This window comes from Streptomyces sp. NPDC046870, assembly GCF_040704595.1.
In the GTDB taxonomy this organism is placed as follows: Bacteria; Actinomycetota; Actinomycetes; order Streptomycetales; family Streptomycetaceae; genus Streptomyces; species Streptomyces argyrophylli.
In genome coordinates this window covers 1-19,373 of record NZ_JBEYXM010000038.1, presented here as the reverse complement: position 1 = coordinate 19,373, position 19,373 = coordinate 1, and the positions used below count along the sequence as shown (strand labels likewise).

15 protein-coding genes are annotated in these 19,373 nt (G+C 74.8%); 5 read left to right on the top strand and 10 right to left on the bottom strand.

The features are described from left to right. Positions 1 to 193 precede the first annotated feature (193 nt). Positions 194 to 1,327 (top strand): MFS transporter, encoded by a 1,134-nt coding sequence (locus AB0946_RS39355; protein WP_366765566.1) that lies wholly within the window; start codon positions 194 to 196, stop codon positions 1,325 to 1,327. 98 nt (positions 1,328 to 1,425) lie between these two features. Here AB0946_RS39355 and AB0946_RS39350 read toward each other — a convergent pair whose 3' ends face one another. Both AB0946_RS39350 and AB0946_RS39345 read right to left on the bottom strand, forming a co-directional pair. Next, complete coding sequence (locus AB0946_RS39350) at positions 1,426 to 2,043, bottom strand: sigma-70 family RNA polymerase sigma factor (protein WP_366765536.1); 618 nt, start codon at positions 2,041 to 2,043, stop codon at positions 1,426 to 1,428. A gap of 243 nt (positions 2,044 to 2,286) precedes the next feature. Continuing rightward, a complete protein-coding gene (locus tag AB0946_RS39345) occupies positions 2,287 to 2,928 on the bottom strand; it encodes a hypothetical protein (RefSeq protein WP_366765535.1) in 642 nt (213 codons plus the stop codon). A gap of 214 nt (positions 2,929 to 3,142) precedes the next feature. On the opposite strand from AB0946_RS39345, the gene AB0946_RS39340 reads away from it, so the two are divergent. Beyond that, positions 3,143 to 3,922 (top strand): DUF1206 domain-containing protein, encoded by a 780-nt coding sequence (locus AB0946_RS39340; protein ID WP_366765534.1) that lies wholly within the window; start codon positions 3,143 to 3,145, stop codon positions 3,920 to 3,922. A 33-nt stretch (positions 3,923 to 3,955) separates the two neighbouring features. Here the strand turns inward: AB0946_RS39340 and AB0946_RS39335 are convergent, their stop codons facing one another. The 3 genes from AB0946_RS39335 to AB0946_RS39325 form a co-directional block, all read right to left on the bottom strand. Then, entirely contained in the window at positions 3,956 to 5,668 is a 1,713-nt protein-coding gene (locus AB0946_RS39335) for an LCP family protein (RefSeq protein WP_366765533.1), read from the bottom strand. 963 nt (positions 5,669 to 6,631) lie between these two features. Then, positions 6,632 to 7,678 carry a class I SAM-dependent methyltransferase gene (locus tag AB0946_RS39330; RefSeq protein ID WP_366765532.1) on the bottom strand — a complete coding sequence of 349 codons (1,047 nt, stop codon included), beginning with the start codon at positions 7,676 to 7,678 and terminating at the stop codon, positions 6,632 to 6,634. A gap of 221 nt (positions 7,679 to 7,899) precedes the next feature. Then, positions 7,900 to 8,772 (bottom strand): trypsin-like serine protease, encoded by an 873-nt coding sequence (locus AB0946_RS39325; protein ID WP_366765531.1) that lies wholly within the window; start codon positions 8,770 to 8,772, stop codon positions 7,900 to 7,902. Positions 8,773 to 8,963: 191 nt separating this feature from the next. Between AB0946_RS39325 and AB0946_RS39320 the strand changes: the two genes are divergently transcribed. After that, positions 8,964 to 9,368, top strand: a complete 405-nt coding sequence (locus AB0946_RS39320) for an STAS domain-containing protein (RefSeq protein WP_366765565.1) — start codon at positions 8,964 to 8,966, stop codon at positions 9,366 to 9,368. Between the two features lie 25 nt (positions 9,369 to 9,393). Here AB0946_RS39320 and AB0946_RS39315 read toward each other — a convergent pair whose 3' ends face one another. The 4 genes from AB0946_RS39315 to AB0946_RS39300 all read right to left on the bottom strand — a co-directional run bounded on the left by AB0946_RS39315 (position 9,394) and on the right by AB0946_RS39300 (position 15,051). Further along, entirely contained in the window at positions 9,394 to 11,907 is a 2,514-nt protein-coding gene (locus tag AB0946_RS39315; protein ID WP_366765530.1) for an ATP-dependent Clp protease ATP-binding subunit, read from the bottom strand. A gap of 189 nt (positions 11,908 to 12,096) precedes the next feature. After that, a complete protein-coding gene (locus AB0946_RS39310) occupies positions 12,097 to 12,465 on the bottom strand; it encodes an NUDIX domain-containing protein (protein WP_366765529.1) in 369 nt (122 codons plus the stop codon). Between the two features lie 72 nt (positions 12,466 to 12,537). Then, on the bottom strand, positions 12,538 to 13,419 hold the full coding sequence (locus tag AB0946_RS39305) for a diacylglycerol kinase family protein (protein WP_366765527.1): 882 nt from the start codon (positions 13,417 to 13,419) through the stop codon (positions 12,538 to 12,540). Positions 13,420 to 13,458: 39 nt separating this feature from the next. Further along, positions 13,459 to 15,051, bottom strand: a complete 1,593-nt coding sequence (locus AB0946_RS39300) for an FAD-binding oxidoreductase (RefSeq protein WP_366765526.1) — start codon at positions 15,049 to 15,051, stop codon at positions 13,459 to 13,461. An 82-nt stretch (positions 15,052 to 15,133) separates the two neighbouring features. Between AB0946_RS39300 and AB0946_RS39295 the strand changes: the two genes are divergently transcribed. After that, the gene (locus AB0946_RS39295; RefSeq protein ID WP_366765525.1) at positions 15,134 to 15,745 is read left to right on the top strand and encodes a TetR/AcrR family transcriptional regulator; all 612 of its coding nucleotides are present in this window, start codon (positions 15,134 to 15,136) and stop codon (positions 15,743 to 15,745) included. Next, the gene (locus AB0946_RS39290) at positions 15,742 to 17,322 is read left to right on the top strand and encodes a glycerol-3-phosphate dehydrogenase/oxidase (RefSeq protein ID WP_366765524.1); all 1,581 of its coding nucleotides are present in this window, start codon (positions 15,742 to 15,744) and stop codon (positions 17,320 to 17,322) included. The genes AB0946_RS39295 and AB0946_RS39290 overlap by 4 nt, the downstream gene beginning before the upstream one ends. Positions 17,323 to 17,694: 372 nt before the next feature. Here the strand turns inward: AB0946_RS39290 and AB0946_RS39285 are convergent, their stop codons facing one another. Beyond that, the gene (locus tag AB0946_RS39285) at positions 17,695 to 19,146 is read right to left on the bottom strand and encodes a WGR domain-containing protein (RefSeq protein WP_366765523.1); all 1,452 of its coding nucleotides are present in this window, start codon (positions 19,144 to 19,146) and stop codon (positions 17,695 to 17,697) included. Positions 19,147 to 19,373 lie beyond the last annotated feature (227 nt).

The window sequence follows — 19,373 nt, the reverse complement described above, 5'->3', positions numbered from 1 at the left end:
CACATGCGCCCGTCACAGGACGCCCCGGCCGTGGCAGCGAGCCGGAATTCGGTTGCGGCGGGACCGGTGTGCCCGGTGAGCTGAGCGCATGGGCGGTGTCACGGAGCCGGCGCGGTGGACCAGGCCGGGACGAGACCGTGAGGTCGGCGCGCGACCGGCCGCATGGCGCGGCCCGGCGGTGCTCGCGGCCCTCATGCTGGCCGCCTTCACCTTCAACACCGCGGAGAACCTGCCCATCGGCCTCCTGGACCTCATGTCCGACAGCCTCGGGGTGTCCCTGCCGGCGGTCGGGCTGCTGGTCACCGGCTACGGCGTGACGGTCGCCGTCGCCTCCCTGCCGCTCGCCCACGCCCTGCGGGCGGTGCCCCGGCGTCACGTACTCACGGGGGTGCTGGCCGCGCTGGTCGTGTCCAGCCTGGGCGGGGCCCTGGCCGGCTCGTACGGTCCTCTCCTCGGGGCGCGGCTGCTGACCGCCCTCGCACAGGCGCTGTTCTGGGCGGTGACGGGACCGGTCGCGGTGGGCCTGTTCGCCCCGGAGGTGCGCGGGCGCGTGGTCGGGGCGCTGTCCGTCGCCGGTTCGCTCGCCCTGGTCCTCGGTGTCCCCGCGGGAACCTGGCTGGGCCGGCAGCGCGGCTGGCCGGTACCGGTCGCCTGCCTGGCGGTTCCGGGGCTGGTCTGCCTCGTGACCATCGCCGTCCTGCTGCCGGCCTCGCGCCCGGAGGACGAGCCCGCCGCGTACGGCGCCGGCCCCGACGTCCGCCGGTTCACCACCGTGCTGGTGGCGGGATTCCTCTCCGCCACCGGGGCGTTCGCCGGATACACCTACCTGGTGACGTTCCTGGACGACGTGAGCGGGTTCGCCCCCGGCACGGCCGGGGTGCTGCTCGCGGTCTTCGGTGCCGCCTGTCTGGCCGGGGTGAGCGTCACCGCGGCGCTGCTGGACCGCTTCCCGCACGCCGCGCTGCCCACGGCCGTGGCCACCCAGGCGCTCGGCATGCTCGGCCTGTCCGCGGCGGGCGGCCATCAGGTCCCGGCGGTCGTGTGCCTGGTGCTGATGGGCGGTGCGCTCGGACCGGTGTTCATGACCGCCCAGAACGCGATGCTGCACTGGGCACCGGGCCGCACGGACCTCGCCCTCGCGGCGAACTCCGGCGCGTACAACGCCGGTATCGCGGCGGGCGCCGCGCTCGGGGGTCTGATCCTGCCGCTCGCCGGTGCGCGGGGGACCTTCCTCGCCGGTGGACTGCTGACGGCCGGCGCCTGCGCGGTGCTGACGGCCGGCGGACGCGGGCCGCGAGGCACGGGAGCGGACGCGGAAGCGCGCTGACCGGAGTCCACCGTCCGCGTCCGTCCGGGTCGGTCCGCGTCCTCGCCCCGGTGCCCCGGTGGGACCGGTGGCGCGCCGGCCCCACCCTGGCCGAGCGGTCAGACGGCCGGCGGGCCGGCGGGCTGTTCCGCCGCTTCCAGCAGACCGATCAGGGCCGCCCTGGCGCGGGCCACGCGGGAGCGGACCGTGCCGACGGGGCAGTCGCCGGCCTCGGCAGCCTCGGCGTAGGGCAGGCCGAGCAGCTGAGTGAGGACGAACGCCTCCCGGCGCTCGGCCGGCAGCCCGGCGAGCAGGTCCAGCAGCGCGATGCCGTCGTCGAATCCGGGCAGGCCGCGCGGCTGGGCCGACTCGACCGCGCGTTGCCAGTCGGCCGCGTCGGACAGCCGGGGCCGCGCGGCGGCATGGCGGTGGCTGTCGGTCACCGCCCGGCGGGCGATGGACAGCAGCCAGGTCCGCGCCGAGGAGCGGCCCTCGAAGCGGTGCAGGCTGCCGAGGGCGCGCAGGAACGTGTCCTGGGCGAGGTCCTCGACGGCCTGCGGATCGGCGCAGAGGTGGGCGACGTACCGCTGGACGTCGCGGTGCAGGGCACGGACGAAGCGCTCGACCGCGTCGGCGTCACCGTGCCGGGCGGCCAGCGCCCACGCGGTCGCCGACTCGTCGGCGGCTGACGTCCGGCCGTACGCGGTCCGTGCTGTGGGCAGGACAGGAGTGATCACCTGGTGTCCTTCTCGGGTCGGCCGTGACCGGACCGGGACACGCCTGGCGCGGCCGGTCCGGTGTGGGAGGAGACGGCCCTACGGGGCGCGCACGGGTCGTGGGCGACGGCACGCCGGCACGGGCGTGCCGGGGTGCGACCGCACCCGGCGACGGGCGTGAGCGGCTGCGCGCCGCCGGCGCGTGCGCGGGCGCAGGGCCGTGGACCGGGGCGCGCGGGGGCGGCCCCGGTGTACCGGCTGTCCTCAGACGACAGCGGTTCCCGTGGGCGGCCCGCGCGAGGTGATCGCGTGGATGAGCAGTTCGAGGCTGGGCGCCCGGTCCGAGCGGGGCCGGCGCAGGCGGGGGCCGGGGTGGCCGGCGGCGGGCAGGGCCAGCAGCAGGCGCAGCGGCGCGGCCAGCCGGCCGGCCACCGCCCGCAGGATGCGGAAGGCGGCCCGCTCGCCGTACGCCAGCCACAGTCCGGTGAGGAGCGCCGCGAGCAGGTGCGCGGCGAGCATCCCGGACGCCGACCAGCCGGTTCCGTCCGTGGGGTGCGCCATGTGCGCCATGTGCGCCATGTCCATGGCGTCCGTCGGCATGGCGCCCATGCCCGGGGACACGGGGGCCGGCGGGGGCGGGGTGCCCGGGGAAGCGGTCCGGGCGAGGGAGAACGCCGAGTGCAGGGCCGCCTGGGCGGCGACGACGAGCGGGACGACCAGCGCCGGGCCCCGCTCACGGCCGGTCAGGCACCAGCCCGCGCCACCCGTGCCGGCGAGGCCGGCGGCCAGTGCCCACGCGGGCACGTCACGGCCGGACATCAGGACGTGCCCGAGGGCGGCGAGTACGACGCAGACGGCCGCGAACACGGCCGTACGCACCGTGCGCACACCCCACCCTGCCGTCATGACCCCCCATCCTCGCACCCGGTGACCGTTCTCCACAGGGAGGTACGGAAACCGCCCGCCCCGGTGCTCAACGGGCCGCCCGGCTCGCAGCGGACGGGCCCGCGGCGGGGCAGGTGTCGGAGCCGTGCCCGGGGGCATCCGGCGCTGTATGGATGCACACACATGGACGGTGCGGGGTCGGTCCCGGGCGCGGCGGGTTGCGGACAGCTCGGCTGTGGAGGCGGCGGCCAGGGCGGGCTTCGCCGCGCGTGGGCTGATCTATGTGCTCGTGGGCGTCATCGCGGTGCAGATCGCCTTCGGCGGTGACGGCGACGGGCACCAGGCCGACCGCGGCGGTGCCCTCGGCGAGCTGGCCGGAAAGCCGTTCGGCTCGGTGATGCTGTGGATCGTGGGCGTCGCCCTCGCCGGGATGGCGCTGTGGCGGCTGTCCGAGGCCGCGTTCGGCGGCTACGGCCCCGACGGGTCCAAGCTCTCCCGGCGGGCGGCGGCGCTGTTCCGCTGCGTCTTCTACTGCTTCGTGTCCTACTCGGTGCTCTCCTACGCGGCCGGGGAACGGGGCAGCGGCAGCGGTTCCTCCGACCGGCACACCGACGACGTCACCGCACGGGTGCTGGAGTGGCCCGGCGGCCAGTGGCTCCTCGGTCTCGCGGGGGCCGCCGTGGTGATCGCCGGCGGGTGGATCGCGGTGCGGGCCGTGCAGCGGAAGTTCCGGGACAAGCTGCGGACCGACGCCATGCCGGCCCGGGTCCGGCCGGTGGTGGAGGGCCTCGGGGTGACGGGCGGCACGGCCCGTGGTGTGGTCTTCGCCGCGGCCGGTGTGTTCGCGCTCGTCGCGGCCGTCCGGCACCAGCCGGGGAAGGCCAAGGGCATGGACGACACCCTGCGCGCGTTCCGCGACCTGCCGGCCGGGCCCTGGCTGCTCGCGCTGGTCGCGCTCGGCCTGGCCGCGTTCGGCGTCTTCTCCTGGTGCAACGCGCGCTGGCGCAAGCTCTGACCCGGCGGCCTCACGGCCGGTCCCCGCGACCGCTCAGGCGTCGGAGTCGGGCTTGTTCCGCGCCGCGGCGTAGGCCTGGGACGGTGTCATGGAGACGCCGCCGTACGTGACCGTCCGGTAGGGGCTCACCTTGGCGCAGGTCTTGGCCTGGTCGGCGGTGGAGGCGTGGGCGCCCCCGACGGCGGCCTTGGTGTCGGCGGGCGGCGGCGAGGAGGAGCCGCCCGGGTAGCTGGTGCCGCTCGGCCAGTCGCCGCCGATCACCAGGGTCAGGCCGCTGCCGGCGCCCTGCACCAGGTGGGACGCGGGCAGGCCGAGCGCCTTGGCGACCGTCTGGGCCGCGGCCTTCTCGCCGGTGCCGTAGGTGAGGGTGGTGCTGCCGGCGGGGCTGGGGGCGTTGGCCGTCGTCGTGGCGGGGCTGAAGCCCTGGCCGGTGAGGGCGGTCGCGAGGGCGGAGGCGCGGCCGGTGATACCGGTGCCGTTCTCGACCGTCACCGCGATCCCGGCCGCGGGCACGGCGGGGGCGGTGGCCTTCGCCTTGGCGGTCGCGGAGGCCGCCGCGGACTTCTTGCCGGAGCCGGTGGTCAGGGCCTGGTCGTTGGCGATGGTGGCGAACAGGCTCTTCGCGCCCGGGCCCACCACCACCCGGTCGCTGTCGCCGGGATCGGGGGCCGTCTGCATGGTGGTGAAGGTGATCCGCTTGGTGGGCACCTTGTTCACGTCGCCGGCGAGCGAGATCAGTCTGTTGACCGTGCCGAGCCCGTCGTCCACGGTCAGCGCCTTGGTGGCGGCGTCGGCGAGGTGGTAGACCGCGGTGGGGTCGGTGAGCGTGCCCGCGCTCTTGAACTTGCGGATCATCGCGCTGAGGAAGATGTGCTGCGAGACCGTGCGGCCGAGGTCGCTGCCGTCGCCGAAGCCGTGGCGGGAGCGGACGAACTCCAGGGCCGCGACGCCCTTGAGGGTGTGGGTGCCCTTGGACAGCTTCAGGTGGGAGTAGGTGTCGTAGACGTCGTCGCTGACGCACACGGAGACGCCGCCGACCGCGTCGGACATCTTCACGACGCCGGAGAAGTCGAGCTTGACGAAGTGGTCGATGGGTATGCCGGTGAGCTGGTGGACGGTGGCCACCTGACAGGCGGGCCCGTACTGCAGCGCGCTGTTGATCTGGCCGTAGTAGCCGTTCGTGGACTGCCCCGACTCACTGTCCCGGCAGGCCGGGACCTTGGTCATGGTGTCGCGGGGGATGCTCATGACGGTGGCGTTCGAGCGGTCGGCGGATATGTGCAGCACCATCTCCACGTCGGCGTTGCTGCCGGTCTGCACGCCGGTCTTCGAGCAGCCGCCGCCGAGCTTGCAGTCCGTGGCGCTGGTCCGGCCGTCGGAGCCCATGACCAGGATGTTGATGGGGGTGCGGCCGAAGGCGTCGGCCTTCTCCGTGCCGCCCTTGCCGTCCAGGGAGACGCTGTGGATGTTGCCGTTCAGGTGCTCGTAGAACCACCAGCCCGCGCCGGCGGTGACCACGATCAGGACGGACAGGCCGATTCCGAGGATCTTCAGCACCCGCCTGCCGCGCCGCACCGGCCTGGCCCGGCGGGACCGCCTGCCGCCGCGCGCCCGCGAGGCCGCGCGGGCCGCGGCCCGGCCGCCCGGCGGGTGCGCGCCGTCCGGCTCCGCCCCGCGCTGCCGGGGCACCCGCGCGCCACGGCTGCGCGTGCCCTGGCCGGCCGGCCCGTCCCACGGGTCGCTCATCTTCCACTTCCCTGAACGGTCGGGCCTGCGGCACATCGGTTGCGTGGTTGCGCAATCTAGCAAACACGTTGCCGGAACAGCGCGGATCCACAGCCGATGCACAGGCGAGGCCATCTCATCGCGAGGCCGCCCGCGTCCGGAGCGGCACGGCAGGCGGAGTGTACGTGCCCTTGGTAAGCGTCCGGCGTGAATCCTGCGCCGGGACGGGGCGGCCGAGGAGCGCGCGGTCGGCCCGGCCGCCACGGCATGGACCAGGTCATGGCGTCCGGGTCGTCGATGCGGTGGATCTGCCGTCGGCTGCCGCGGCGGGAGCGGACCGGTCCGGCGGGCTTCGACTGCGCCAGGTGCCGCCTGAGGGCGGGCAGAGCGCCGCCCACACGGCCGGCGCGGCGCGCGTGCGTCCCTCCCGGCCGCCGACCGGGCCCGCGCCGGACGCAGCCGGGCCGGTGCGGCGGGCGGTTCGAATGCGGTGGCGGGCGCGGCGGCACCACGGCGTGCGCTGCGAGCACCACGGCGGGCGCGGCGGCACCACGACGGGGATCGCGAGCACCACGGCGGGCCCGAGCTGACGGCAGGCAGGGCGCCGCCCACGCGGCCGGCGCGGCGCGCGTGACATCGCTCCCTGGCCCGTGACCGGGGCCACATCGGACGCAGCCAGGCCGGTGCAGGGGGCGGCCCGTACGCGGCGGGCACCGGGAGCACCACGACGGGGGCGGCGGGCGCGGCGGCACCACGGGGGGGCAACGAGCACCACGGCGGGCCCGAGCTGGCGGCAGGCAGGGCGCCGCCCACGCGGCCGGCGCGGCGCGCGTGACATCGCTCCCCTGGCCGGCGACCGGGTCGGACACAGCCGGGCCGGTGCGGCGGGCGGCCCGTACGCGGCCGGCACCACAACGGGTGCGGCGGGCGCCGCCGGTAGCTCCGCGGGCGGGGCCGGGGCCGGCCGGGTCTTCGCCCCGCTGTCTACGGCCGGATCTCGTAGACCGCGTTGAAGGGGGTCTGCGCGGCGCGGCGGAACCGGGTGAAGCCCGCCTCCGTGACCATCTCGCGGACGGCCGTCTCGCCGGCCTGCGCGCCCAGGGCATAACCGCCCTGCTGGGACAGGGCGTTGGGCACGCACAGGAACGCGGAGGCGCTGTAGTACAGCCGGCCCACCGGATGGAAGTTCTCCTCGACCCGGTCGGACGCGAGCGGTTCCACGAGCAGCCACGTGCCGTCCGCGGCGAGCGCCTCGCGCGCCCGTCGGGCGGCCCCCAACGGGTCGCCCATGTCGTGCAGGCAGTCGAACATCGCCACCAGGTCGTAGTCCGCCCCTTCGAAGGTCTGCGCGGTGGCCACCTGGAAGGTGACGCGCCCGGCGACCCCGGCCTCGGCGGCCCTCTCGCGCGCCAGCGCGATCGACTCCCCGTGGTAGTCGGACCCGACGACCCGCGTGCGCGGATACGCCTCGGCCAGCAGGATCGACGACGAGCCGAGACCGCACCCCACGTCGGCGACCCGGGCCCCGGCGCTCAGCTTCGCGTCGACCCCGTCCAGCGCCGGGATCCAGTTCGGGACCAGCTCGGCCTCGTAACCGGCGCGGAAGAAGGCGTCGACCCCGTAGAACACCTCATCATCGTGCTCATGCCAGCCAACGCCCTCGCCGGTGCGGAACGCCTCGGCGATGCGGGGCTCGGCGCGCAGCATGCCGAGCGCGAAGCGGAAGGCGGCGGCGACATTGGGACCGTCCGGGTCGGCCAGGCAGAACGCCTGCTCCTCGCCCAGCGAGAACCGGCCGGTCGCCGGGTCGTACTCGGCGTATCCGCCGGCGGCCTGGCCGCGCAGCCACTCGGTGAGGTAACGCGGATGGCACCGCGTGCGTGCGGCGAACTCCTCGGGCGTCGCCGGCCCCTCGGCGAGTGCCCGGTACAGGCCGAGCCGGTGCCCCAGCGCGATGCTGCCGGCGGCCTCGGTGGACGCGAGGTCGGTGACGAAGCGGTCCAGGAACTGGTTGGTCCTCTCCTGATCCATCCCGGTTCTTCCTTCCCGTCGGCCGGGTCGGGCCGTCGCATCGGGAAAGGCTCAGGGCTCGGCCGTCCTCTGTGGCATACCCGGCCAGATCAGCCTATGTCCGCCACCGGCCCGACGCTCTCCCGGGCCGCGCGGCGCGGAGTCCCCGCGGCCCTCGCGCGGGAGGCACGGGCGGGCACCGGCCCCTCCGCGCAGGGACCGGTGCCCCCCGGCTCGTGGGGTTACGGCAGTTTCACGAACGGTGCCAGGAAGGCGCGGGCGCCGGGCGTGTCCAGGCGGTAGGCGACGTTCGTGGCGTAGCAGGGCGTGTCGCCGGTGATGGTCGTGGCGGCGAGGACGCTCCTGCCGCCGATGACGGCGAAGTTGGGCCCGCCGGAGTCGCCGTAGCAGGCACCGCCGTTGCCCTGCGGGGCCGTCATGCCCAGCCGGGCCCAGGAGTCGTTCAGGGCGTTGAAGGTGACCGGGGCCTTCATGCGGACGCCGCCGCCGGGGTGGGTCTGGCCGCCCGGTCCGCCGGCGGCCTCCTGTGTGCCGTACCCGGCGACGAACCAGTCGGTGGAGTTCAGCTGCTGCGGGCCGAGGGCGCCGAGCTGGTTCGCGGTCGGCAGGGTGGCCGGGGTGAAGGACCAGCGGGCGGCGACCTTCGCGGCGGGCAGTTCGACGACCGCGATGTCGTGCGGGTCGGAGGCGGGGCCCGGGTAGTCGGGGTGGGTGTGCGCGGTGCCCTGGACGGCGACGGCGTTCGCCTGGGCGGCCGGGTCTCCCGGGTACTTCTTCGCGGCGGCGTCGAGTCCGGCCTGGACGTCCTGGTCGAGCGAGACGAAGAAGCGGACGCCGGCCGGCCAGTCGCTGGTGCAGTGGGCGGCGGTCAGGAAGGTGCCGGCGTCGACCATCGTGCCGGAGCACACCCAGTCGACGCGGTCCGGGGTGGCCGGGTCGCCGTCGTCGTCCCAGGCGGCGACGAGGGCTCCGACCTCGGTGCGCTCGGGCGCGGGCGTGGCGTTGTACGAGTTGATCGCGGAGGAGGGCAGCGCGGCTGCGAGCACGGTGGCGCAGGCGCAGGCGGTGACGGCGGTGACACGTACGGCTCTCAAGAAGAACCCCTTCACTGGTGGTGTGGGACAGGTGTTCTCCTGCGGGGGTGGAGAGCATTGAAGTGGGCCGGGCCGTGCGGGACAAGACGGCGGGGAGCGGCAACTCTGTTCCCCCGGCGGTCACCCGGTGTGCGCAGGGGCCTTCCTGCATCCTCCGGGCGATCCTGGGCAGCCTGACGGGAAGGGAAGCTCTGGGCAAGGATCGGGTGAGCGTGGACGAGGGACGCGTGGCAGACACGGCAGACACGAACGAGCAGGCGGGGCCGGAGCCGCTGTCGGTCACGCGGACCGACGTGGACGGTGTCACCGTCGTCGCGGTGACCGGCGAGGTCGACCACCACACCTCCGGCGCCCTGCGCCGGGCCCTCGCCCCCGCGGACCCCGACGGCGCGCGCACCGTCGCGGACCTCAGCGGTGTGCCGTTCATGGACTCCAGCGGCATCAACGTCCTCATAGCCGCCCATCAGGCCCACGCCCCGGGGGGCTGGCTGCGTCTGGCGGGGGTACGGCGGCCCGTCCTGCGCACCCTGGAGATCGTCGGCCTCACCCCCCTCCTCGCCTGCTACCCCAGCGTGCGGGACGCGCTGGGAGGCTGAGCGGCGCGGCCGAGGACTCCTTCCCTCAGCCTTCCCGGGACGGCGGTTCGCCGGAGCCGCTCTTGCGTACCGTGCAGTGCAGCGAGTCGTCGCGGACCTCGGCGACGATCGTGTCGCCGGGATCGGCCTCGCCGCCGAGCAGCAGGGTGGCGATGCGGTTGTCGAGTTCCGCCTGGATCGTGCGGCGCAGCGGGCGGGCGCCGAACTCGGGCTGGTGGCCGTGGGCGATGAGCAGCTTCTTGGCCGCTTCCGTGACCTCCAGGTCCAGGCCCTGAGCGCGCACCTTGCGCCTGCTCTGGTCCAGCAGGTGGTCCACGATCTGTCCGAGGTCGTCCTCGCTCAGGGCGTGGAAGACGATGATGTCGTCGATCCGGTTGAGGAACTCCGGCAGGAACCGCGTGCGCAGATCCTCCATCAACTCGTCCTTGAGTGCGGAGACATCGCCCTTGTGGTCCAGGATGCGGCGCGCGCCGATGTTGGACGTCATGATGACGACGCAGTGCCGGAAGTCGACGGTGCGGCCCTGGGCGTCGGTCAGCCGTCCGTCGTCCAGGATCTGCAACAGCGTGTTGAAGACGTCGGGGTGGGCCTTCTCCACCTCGTCGAAGAGGACCACGCTGTAGGGCTGGCGGCGGACCTTCTCGGTGAGCTGGCCCGCCTCCTCGTAGCCGACGTATCCGGGAGGGGCGCCGACCAGCCGGGCGACGGTGTGCTTCTCCTGGAACTCGCTCATGTCGAACCGGATCATCCGGTCCTCCTCGCCGAACAGCAGGGCGGCGAGGGTCTTGGCGAGTTCGGTCTTGCCGACACCGGTCGGGCCGAGGAAGAGGAAGGAGCCGACGGGACGGCGGGGGTCGCCCATGCCGGCGCGGTTGCGGCGCACGGCCTGCGAGACGGCGGTGACCGCCTCGTCCTGGCCGACGATCCGCGCGTGCATGTCCGCTTCGAGCCGGAGCAGTTTCTCCTTCTCGCCGGCGGTGAGCTGGGAGACCGGGATGCCGGTGCGGCGGGAGACGACGTCGGCGATGTCGGAGGCCGTGACGGAGACGACGCCCTCGCGGCGCTCCTCGATGCCGGCGAGTTCCGCCTCCGCCTCGGCGATCTCCCGCTTCAGCTCCGACGCCTTCTCGAAGTCCTCGGCGGAGATGGCCTGTTCGAGTTCACGGCGCAGCCTGGCGATGCGGTCCTCGCGGCTGACGATCTCGGTGGAGCGTCCGGCGCTGCGCAGCCGCACCCGGGCACCGGCCTGGTCCATGACGTCGATGGCCTTGTCCGGCAGGAAGCGGTCGCTGATGTACCGGTCGGACAGTTCGGCCGCGGCCACCAGGGCCTCGTCGTCGAAGCGGACCTGATGGTGCGCCTCGTAGGAGTCGCGGAGCCCTTCGAGGATCTGCACCGTCTCCTCGACGGTGGGCTCGGGCACCATCACGGGCTGGAACCGGCGTTCCAGGGCGGCGTCCTTCTCGACGTACTTGCGGTACTCGTCGATGGTCGTCGCGCCCACGACGTGGAGTTCACCGCGCGCGAGCGCGGGTTTGAGCATGTTGCCGGCGTCCATGGAGCCCTCGCCGGTGGCGCCGGCACCGACGACCGTGTGCAGTTCGTCGATGAAGAGGATGATGTCGCCGCTCGCCGCCTGGACGTCCTCGATGACCTTCTTGAGGCGTTCCTCGAACTGTCCGCGGTACTGCGCGCCCGCCACCATGCCCGACAGGTCCAGCGAGACGACGCGCTTGTCCTTCAGGACGTCGGGGACCTCGCCCGCCACGATGCGCTGGGCGAGTCCCTCCACGATGGCGGTCTTGCCGACTCCGGGTTCGCCGATGAGCACCGGGTTGTTCTTGGAGCGGCGGGAGAGGATCTCGACGGTCTGCTCGATCTCCTCGCCGCGGCCGACCACCGGGTCCAGCTTGCCGGCCCTGGCCTCCTCCGTCAGGTCTCGGCCGTACTCGTCCAGGGTCGTGGCCGGTGTCTTCCGTTCGGCGGGGGCCCCTTCGGCGCGCGCCGCCGGCTGTTCGGTCAGGCCCGCGACGCGTTCGGTGTCCAGGCCTTCGGCACGCAGCATCCGGGCCGCACCCGTGTCGCTGTCGCCGAGCAGGGCGCCGAGGATGTGCTCGGGACCGATGTAGGAGACGCCGGCCGCCTGGGACCGGGCGTAGGCGGCACCGAGGGTGCGTTTGGCCGCCGGGGTGAGGCCCGGCTGTGCGGAGGGTTCGGCGGACTCGCGCGGGAGGACCCGGGCCAGCTCGGCGGCGATCGTGTCGGGGTCCACGCCCAGCCGGGAGAGGAGTTGGCGTGAGGGGTCGACCTGGGTGGCCGCCCAGAGCAGGTGTTCGGTGTCCAGGTCGGAGGTGCCGTCGTCGGCGGCCCGCTGCGCGGCCAGGTTCAGCAGTTGCCGGGACGAATCCGTCAGCAGCCGTCCGATGGGCACGCGCTGCACGGCGGGGGGCGATGACGTCGGCGACATTCCGAAGAAACGATTCAGCAGTTCATTGAACGCATCCGAGGAACCGAACGGCGCACCGAACGACATCGACATGACAGCTCCTGGTACGGCAGGCGAGCAGCAGCGGTATCGAGGCCCCCGGACGGCCCCTACTCACTGAACCCCCGTGGGGACGGCCCCGCAACCGGAGGGGACCGGCGTGGGATCCGGCCCGCCGTACGCACGCGGGGCCGACGGCACACCCCGTGCCACGGCCCGCGGCTCTCCTGCTGACCGGGGGGTTCACACGGGGGTGTGCCCCCGCAGGTACGTGCGCACGCTCGCCGGCAGCGGCGTGCCGGCTGTCTCCTCCATCGGTGCCCAGCGCACCTGCTCCGGTGCGAAGCGGCCCCCGTCCGACGGTGACTCGCTCAGCAGCTGGCAGACCACGGCCGTCTCCCCGGCCGCGTCCGGCGGCTCCAGCGGCTCGGTGCCGTCGACCAGGTAACCCGTCAGCTCGTAGACGGCCCGGGCCGCCGTGGCCTGGGCGCTCTCGGCCGGTTCCGGGGTCCCCGAGGGCAGGGCCCAGCCGTCTCCCTCCGGCACCAGCAGCAGCCGCCCGTCGTACACGACGACCGCCCGCACCACACCCTCGGCCTGCTCCAGCGACATATGGCTCCCCTCCCCAGGCACTCCTTGCCTACCCACGGGCGCGCGGGTGATGCGCCGTCGGTGCCGTGGGCGTCAGTACAGCACCGGCAGGTCCCCGGGGCGTACCCGCAGCGTGACCGGCAGGGTGGCCCCCACCTCGCCGTCGGCGCCGTAGGGGACGGACCGGCCCGCCTCGATGCGCAGTTCTCTGCCGCGCAGGACGCTCACTTCGGGGCGGCGGACGTGGGCGCCGGTCTTCAGCTCGTTCATCAGGGCGAAGAACAGCCGGCGCGGGGCCTCGCGGATCAGCACGAGGTCCAGCAGGCCGTCGTCGACGCGCGCGCCGGGCGCGATGAGCCGGCCGGAGCCGTAATAAGGGGAGTTGGCCGCGACGACGGTGTAGCCGCGGTGGGTGTGTTCCGCTCCGTCGACGGTGACGCGGTAGTCGGCCGCCCGCCAGGTGGTGACGGCACGCAGGCCGCCCGCGTAGTAGGAGGCGGCGCCGCGCAGCAGCCGGGCGTTGTTGGCGTGCCGGTTGGCCAGCGCGTCGACGCCGGCGTACACGCTGCCCAGGACCACCGTGCGCGGGTGCACGGCCGACTCCACCTCGATCGTGTCGACGGGACGGGGCTCGGCGTGCAGCAGGATGCCGGCGAGCGCGGCCGGGTCGGCGGGCAGGCCGAGCGCGCGGGCGAAGTCGTTGCCGCGTCCGGCCGGTACGAGGCCCAGGACGGTTCCGGTACCGCTGAGCGCGCCGCCGATGCCGCCCGCCATGCCGTCGCCGCCCACGGCCAGGACGACGCGGCCGCGCGCACCGGCCGCGCGGGCGACGTCCTGGGCGTGGGCGAGGCTGTGGCTGTACTCCGTCTCCAGTTCGGCCCCGCCCTCGCGGAGCAGCCGGGCCAGCCGGAGCAGGGTCGCCGCCCCGGTGGAGCCGCCCGCGGTGGGGTTGACGACGGCGGTGAACTGGCGCATCGGTGGGCCTTTCGAGGCAGGCGGTCGGATCGGGTGGGGTCAGTCGGTGGGCAGCAGCACGCCGGGGTTGAGGAGCCCCTCGGGGTCCAGGCGGCGCTTGACGGCGCGCAGGGCCGAGACGCCGAGCGGGCCGGCCTCGCGGACGTACCAGTCGCGGTGGTCGGTGCCGATCCCGTGGTGGTGGGAGATGGTGCCGCCGGCGGCGAGCACGGCTTCGCTGGCCGCGTGCTTGGCGGGCGTCCAGTGGGCCACCGGGTCCTCGCCCTGGGCGCTGACGACGGTGAAGTACAGCGAGGCGCCGTTCTCGTACACGTGCGAGATGTGACACATCACCAGGGGCGGGGTGCCGGCCCGGGTGAGGGTGTCGGTGAGCGCCGTGCGGACGGCCGTGTAGAGGGCGGGGACGCGGGACCAGAAGGCCGCGGTCTCCAGCGTCTCGGCGAAGGCGCCGGTGTCGAGCAGGGCGTCGCGCAGATAGGGCGCGGAGTAGCGGCCGTGCGCCCAGCGTTCGCCGGGTCCGGTGCCGGCCGGGGTGCCCCCGCAGTCCGTCAGGACGGCCGCCGCCCGTTCGCGGCGGTGTGCGGTCTCCTCGGCCGTCCCCTCGTATCCGGTGATCGCCAGGCATCCCGCGCCGCCCTGCGCCGGGTCGGCGCCGATGGCGTCCGGCTGGGCCAGGCCGACGAGTGTCTCGGTCTCGTCGGACAGGCGCAGCACGGTCGGGCGGGGGCCGTCCTGGGCGAGCCGGCGCAGTGCGGTGGCGCCCTCCTCGAAGGAGCCGAACCGCCAGCCCTCGTACAGCCGCGTCTCGGGCAGGGGGCGCATCCGTACGGTGACGGAGGTGATGACGCCGAAGGCGCCCTCGGAGCCGAGGATCAGCTGGCGCAGGTCCGGTCCGGCGGCGGAGCGGGGGGCACGGCCGGTCTCGATGGTCCCCTCGGGGGTGGCGAGGGTGAGGCCGAGGACCATTTCGTCGAAGCGGCCGTACCCGGCGGACGCCTGTCCGCTGGAACGGGCCGCCGCGAAGCCGCCGATGGTGGCCCATTCGAAGGACTGCGGGAAGTGGCCGAGGGTGAAGCCGTGCCCGGCGAGCAGGGCCTCGGCCTCGGGGGCGCGCAGGCCGGGCTGGAGGACGGCGGTGCGCGAGACGGGGTCCAGGTCGAGCAGGCCGTTCATGCGGCGCAGGTCCAGGGCGACGAACGCGCTGCGCTGCGGGGCGAGTCCGCCGACCACCGAGGTGCCGCCGCCGAAGGGTACGACGGCCAGGCCGTGCGTGGCGCAGGCGCGCAGGACCGCGAGCACCTCGTCGTGTCCGGCGGGCAGGACGACGGCCTGCGGGACGTCGGCGACGTCGCCCGCGCGGATGCGCAGCAGGTCCGGGGTGGACTTGCCGCGGGTGTGCCGGATGCGGCTCTCCGTGTCCGTGCGGACGTGCTCCTCGCCGCCGACGGCCGCCGCGAGCGCCGTGAGGACGGCGGTACCCACGCTCGGGGCGGGCAGGCGGATGTCCTCCAGGGCGAGCGCGGGCGTGCTGCGCGGCCTGACGCCGAGCAGGTCGCGCAGCAGCCCGGTCACCGAGTCGGGCAGCGGCGCCGCCTTGGCCGGGTCGCCCCAGCCGTTCCACAGCATGTCCATTGAACGGTCGTCCTCACAGGTGGGTGTGCTGGTCGGGGTCCGGTCGCCTCCGCCCGGCCGCCGGGGCGTTACACTGTGACACATGACGCCCATTCGTCACAACGGTTCGGGCAGCGGCTCGGACAACGATCACGTGCTCGACGCGGTGCGCGACTGTGTGCTGGCCGTCGGCGTACGGCGCACCACGCTCGCCGACGTGGCCCGGCGCGCCGGCGTCTCCCGGATGACGCTGTACCGGCGCTGGCCGGACCTGCGAAGCCTGGTGGGCGATCTGATGACCCGGGAGTGGATCGACGTGGCCACCCGGGCCATACCGGAGCCCGCGCCCGGCACGGCCACACGCACCCGGATCGTGGACGGACTGGTGGCCGGGGTCGGGGCGTTCCGCGCGCACCCCCTCTTCCGCAAGATCGTCGACGTCGACCCGGAACTGCTCCTGCCCTACGTGCTCGACCGGCGCGGCGCGAGCCAGGAGGCGCTGCTGGCGCTGCTCGCCGACGCGCTGCGCGAGGGCCACGCGGACGGGTCCGTACGGCCCGGCCACACCGAACGGCAGGCGCGCGCCCTGCTGTTGACCGTGCAGTCCTTCGCCCTGTCCCTGCGCACCATGACCGACGAGGACGATCCGGAGCTGGACTCCGCCGCGCTCCTCGGTGAGCTGCGCACCCTCCTGGAGAGGACCTTGACGCCATGAGCCACACCGAGGCCGCGCCCGGCTCGTCCCTGAGCGCACACCGGCGCGGCCGGGAACTGGCCGAGGCCGCGGACGGCCGGACGGCCGACGTCCTGGTCGTCGGGCTGGGCGCCACGGGCGCCGGTGCCGCGCTGGACGCGGCGGCCCGCGGACTGGACGTCGTCGCGGTGGACGCCCACGACCTGGCCTTCGGCACCTCCCGCTGGAGTTCCAAGCTCATCCACGGCGGGCTGCGCTATCTGGCCTCCGCGCAGTTCGACGTGGCGCACGAGAGCGCGGTCGAGCGCGGGGTGCTGATGACCCGCACGGCGCCGCACCTGGTGGCGGCCCAGCCTTTCGTGCTGCCGCTGACCCCGCTGGTGTCCCGGGCCCAGGCCTCGCTGGCGTGGGCCGGGCTCCGGGCCGGGGACGTGCTGCGGCTGGCCGCCCGGACCCCGCGCCAGGTGCTGCCCGTGCCCCGCCGGCTCTCGGCGACGGAGGCCCGGCACCTCGCCCCCTCGGTCCGCGCGGCCGGGCTGCGCGGCGGCCTGCTGTCCTGGGACGGCAAGGTGACCGACGACGCCCGGCTGGTGACCGCCCTGGCCCGGACGGCCGCCGCGCACGGCGCCCGGGTGCTGACCCGGGTGCGCGCGCTGCGGCTGACCGGGACCGGCGCCCGGATCCGCGACGAACTCACCGGCGAGGAGGGCGAGATCAGGGCCCGCGCCGTCATCAACGCCACCGGGGTGTGGGCGGGCGCCCTCACCGAGGGCATCCGGATACGGCCCTCCCGCGGCACCCACCTCGTCCTGCGCTCCGAACAGCTCGGCGCCCTGCCGGCCGGACTGCACATCCCGATCCCCGGGGAGACCAACCGCTTCGTGCTGGTCCTGCCCCAGGGCGACGGCCGGGTCTACGTCGGCCTCACCGACGAACCGGTCGACGGCGCGATCCCTGACGTGCCGGAGGTCCCCGAGACCGACATCGGCTTCCTCCTGGACGTGCTCGGCTCGGCCCTCGGCACCCCCGTGTCCCGGGACGAGGTCGTCGGCGCCTTCGCCGGACTGCGCCCGCTGCTGGACACCTCCGCCCACGACGCCCGCGACGGGGCGCCCCGCACGTCCGACATCTCGCGGCGGCACGCGGTGCTCACCTCGCCCGACGGCGTCACCACGGTCGTCGGCGGCAAGCTCACCACCTACCGGCGGATGGCGCAGGACGCCGTGGACGCGGCGGCCGGAGCCCGCGGCCTGCGCGCCGCCCCCTCCCCCACGGCCGCACTGCCCCTGATCGGCGCCGCCGCGCCCGAACGCCTGCGCTCGCTGCCCGCACCGCGCCGCCTGGTCCGCCGCTACGGCACCGAGGCCGTGGCGCTCCACGCCCTCGCCGCCCAGGACCCCGCCCTTGCCGAGCCGGTGCTCCCCGGCCATCCCGTCACCCGCGCCGAACTGCTGTGGGCGGTGCGGCACGAGGGCGCGCTGGACGAGTCCGACCTCCTGGACCGCCGGACCCGCATCGGGGTGGTCCCACAGGACCGCGTCCAGGCGCTGCCCACGGCCCGGGACGTCCTGGACGGGGCGGCGCCGGCACACCCCTGACACGGGCGCCCGGCGGACGCGCGCGCCCGGTGCCCGATGGCGCCGGGCCCCGCCGCCGGGCATCGTTCGGCACGTCCCGCTCCGCCGGTCCTGCGCAGAGGATCGTCCCGTGACACCCGCTCCCGGTCGTCGTGGGGCGCCGCTCGGCGGGGCGCCGGACGGACCGCAGGAGCCGGGGTGCGAGGCGCCGGCCCGGCGGTCGGCGCCGGCGCCGGTCCCGCACGGCTGCGCCCTTGGGCCGCGGGCCGCCGCAGTGCCCGCACCGCGACGGCGCATCGGGCCGCCGCCCCTCCCGGGTACCGGGAACGTCCGGAGGCGTCGGCGGGCAACCGGTGCCCCGTCTCCCGAGCGGCGCGGCCCCGTGAGCCGGCGTCACAGGAGGCGGCGGATGTCCCCGCGGACGCGGTAGAAACCGCCCGCCGCCGGGTGCAGGGCGTCCACCACGTACCGTGCGCCGGGTTCGCGTATCGCGCGCGGGAACTGGACGTTCCAGGAGGAGTCGTAGCCGCCGGAGACCACGTGGACACGGAGTCGGCCGCTTTCCCGGACGCACTCGACCACCACCGCGCCCGCGGGTGCCTGGGCGACCGTGGCCACCGCGGCGGCCTCCGTGGCCGGGGCGTACGTCGGCGTCGCGGCGGCGAGCTTGACGTCCCGTACCACCGGCACCGTGCCCTGCTGGGCCGCCGAGACGGCCGCCTCGCTGGCGTCGACGCACACCAGCGAACCGTCGGTGGTGACCAGGTAGAGCCGTTCGTCGCGGTACTGCATCGACAGCGCCGAGCCGCTGCCCGTGCCGAGCTTCCACAGGCGAGTGCCGTCCCGGTCGAAGCAGTAGACGGACGACGCCGCGTCCCCGGCGAACACGAACCGGCCGCCGGGCGAGGTGGCGCAGGAGTACACCGCGCTGTCGCACGCGTACGTCGCCTCGATGGCGCCGGTGTCCTTCGACAGCCGCTGCACCACGCGGTGCGCCGTGCCCGCGTACACCGCGTCCTGTTCCTGCCAGCCGAAGAGCACACCGCCCTTCGTGGGCGTGTGCCACAGCTCGCCGCCACCGTCCGGGGCGTAGGCGGTGACGCCCCGGTGGTGGCCGTGGTAGACGGCCCGGTCGTCGGCGCGGACCATCCAGGCGTGCTCGCCCTGGCTGCGCCGGGACCACTGGTGTTCGTCCTCGTGGTCGATGACGGTGAGCCGGCCGTCCCGGTCGGAGACGTCCAGGACGCCCTCGTGGATGTCCAGCCAGAAGATGTCGACGTCGGCGGCGATGTCGTAGGCGGCGAAGGGGAGTTTGGAGGACAGGTCGTAGACCTTGCCGTCGTCGCAGCCCGCGTAGATCCAGAAGTCGTCCGCGACCAGGCACTTGACCCCGTCGGGCAGGCTGAACCGGGCCAGGACGGCGCCCTGGTGGTCCAGCGTGTAGACGTCACCGGCCTGGTTGCCCACCCAGCAGCGGTCGTCGTCGACGTGGATGCCGAACGCGGCGGAGCCGGTGCGGAAGCGCCACAGCACCGGGGCCACGGCACGGGCGGTGGACGGCGCGGAGCTCACCTGGCGGCGGGTCACCGCGCGGGGCGCGCGCTGCCCCCGGACCGCCGGGGCGTACCCCTTGCGGACCTTCTCCCCCACCTTCCGCGCGGCGGCGGCCCGGGCCTTCTCCGCGGTCGGGAACGTCGTCGTCTGCGTCTGTCCGGCCGCGCCGATCCTGCCGTACCGCACCGTCACCACCTGTCCGTCGACGGCGACCTCGTAGAACTTGTGGGCGCCGTCGCCCTCCTGCGACAGCTCCAGGTACGTCGTCGACACCGCGGACGCCGTGGACATGGCACACCCCTCCCCCAGGCGGACCCGCGGCCGTTCCAGCAGGTCCTCGACTGCTCCTCACCGTAGGGGCACCCACTGACAATCACCCCGGACCCCGGGGGCCGGCCCGGGGACCGTCGGGGCTAGGGTCTTTCGTTTGGATCATGCCGGGCTCGCGGGCCCTGGCACCGCGCCTCGCCGCGTTGTCGTCGGTTGCCATGGCTCCGCCATGGCGCCCTCCTCCGCCT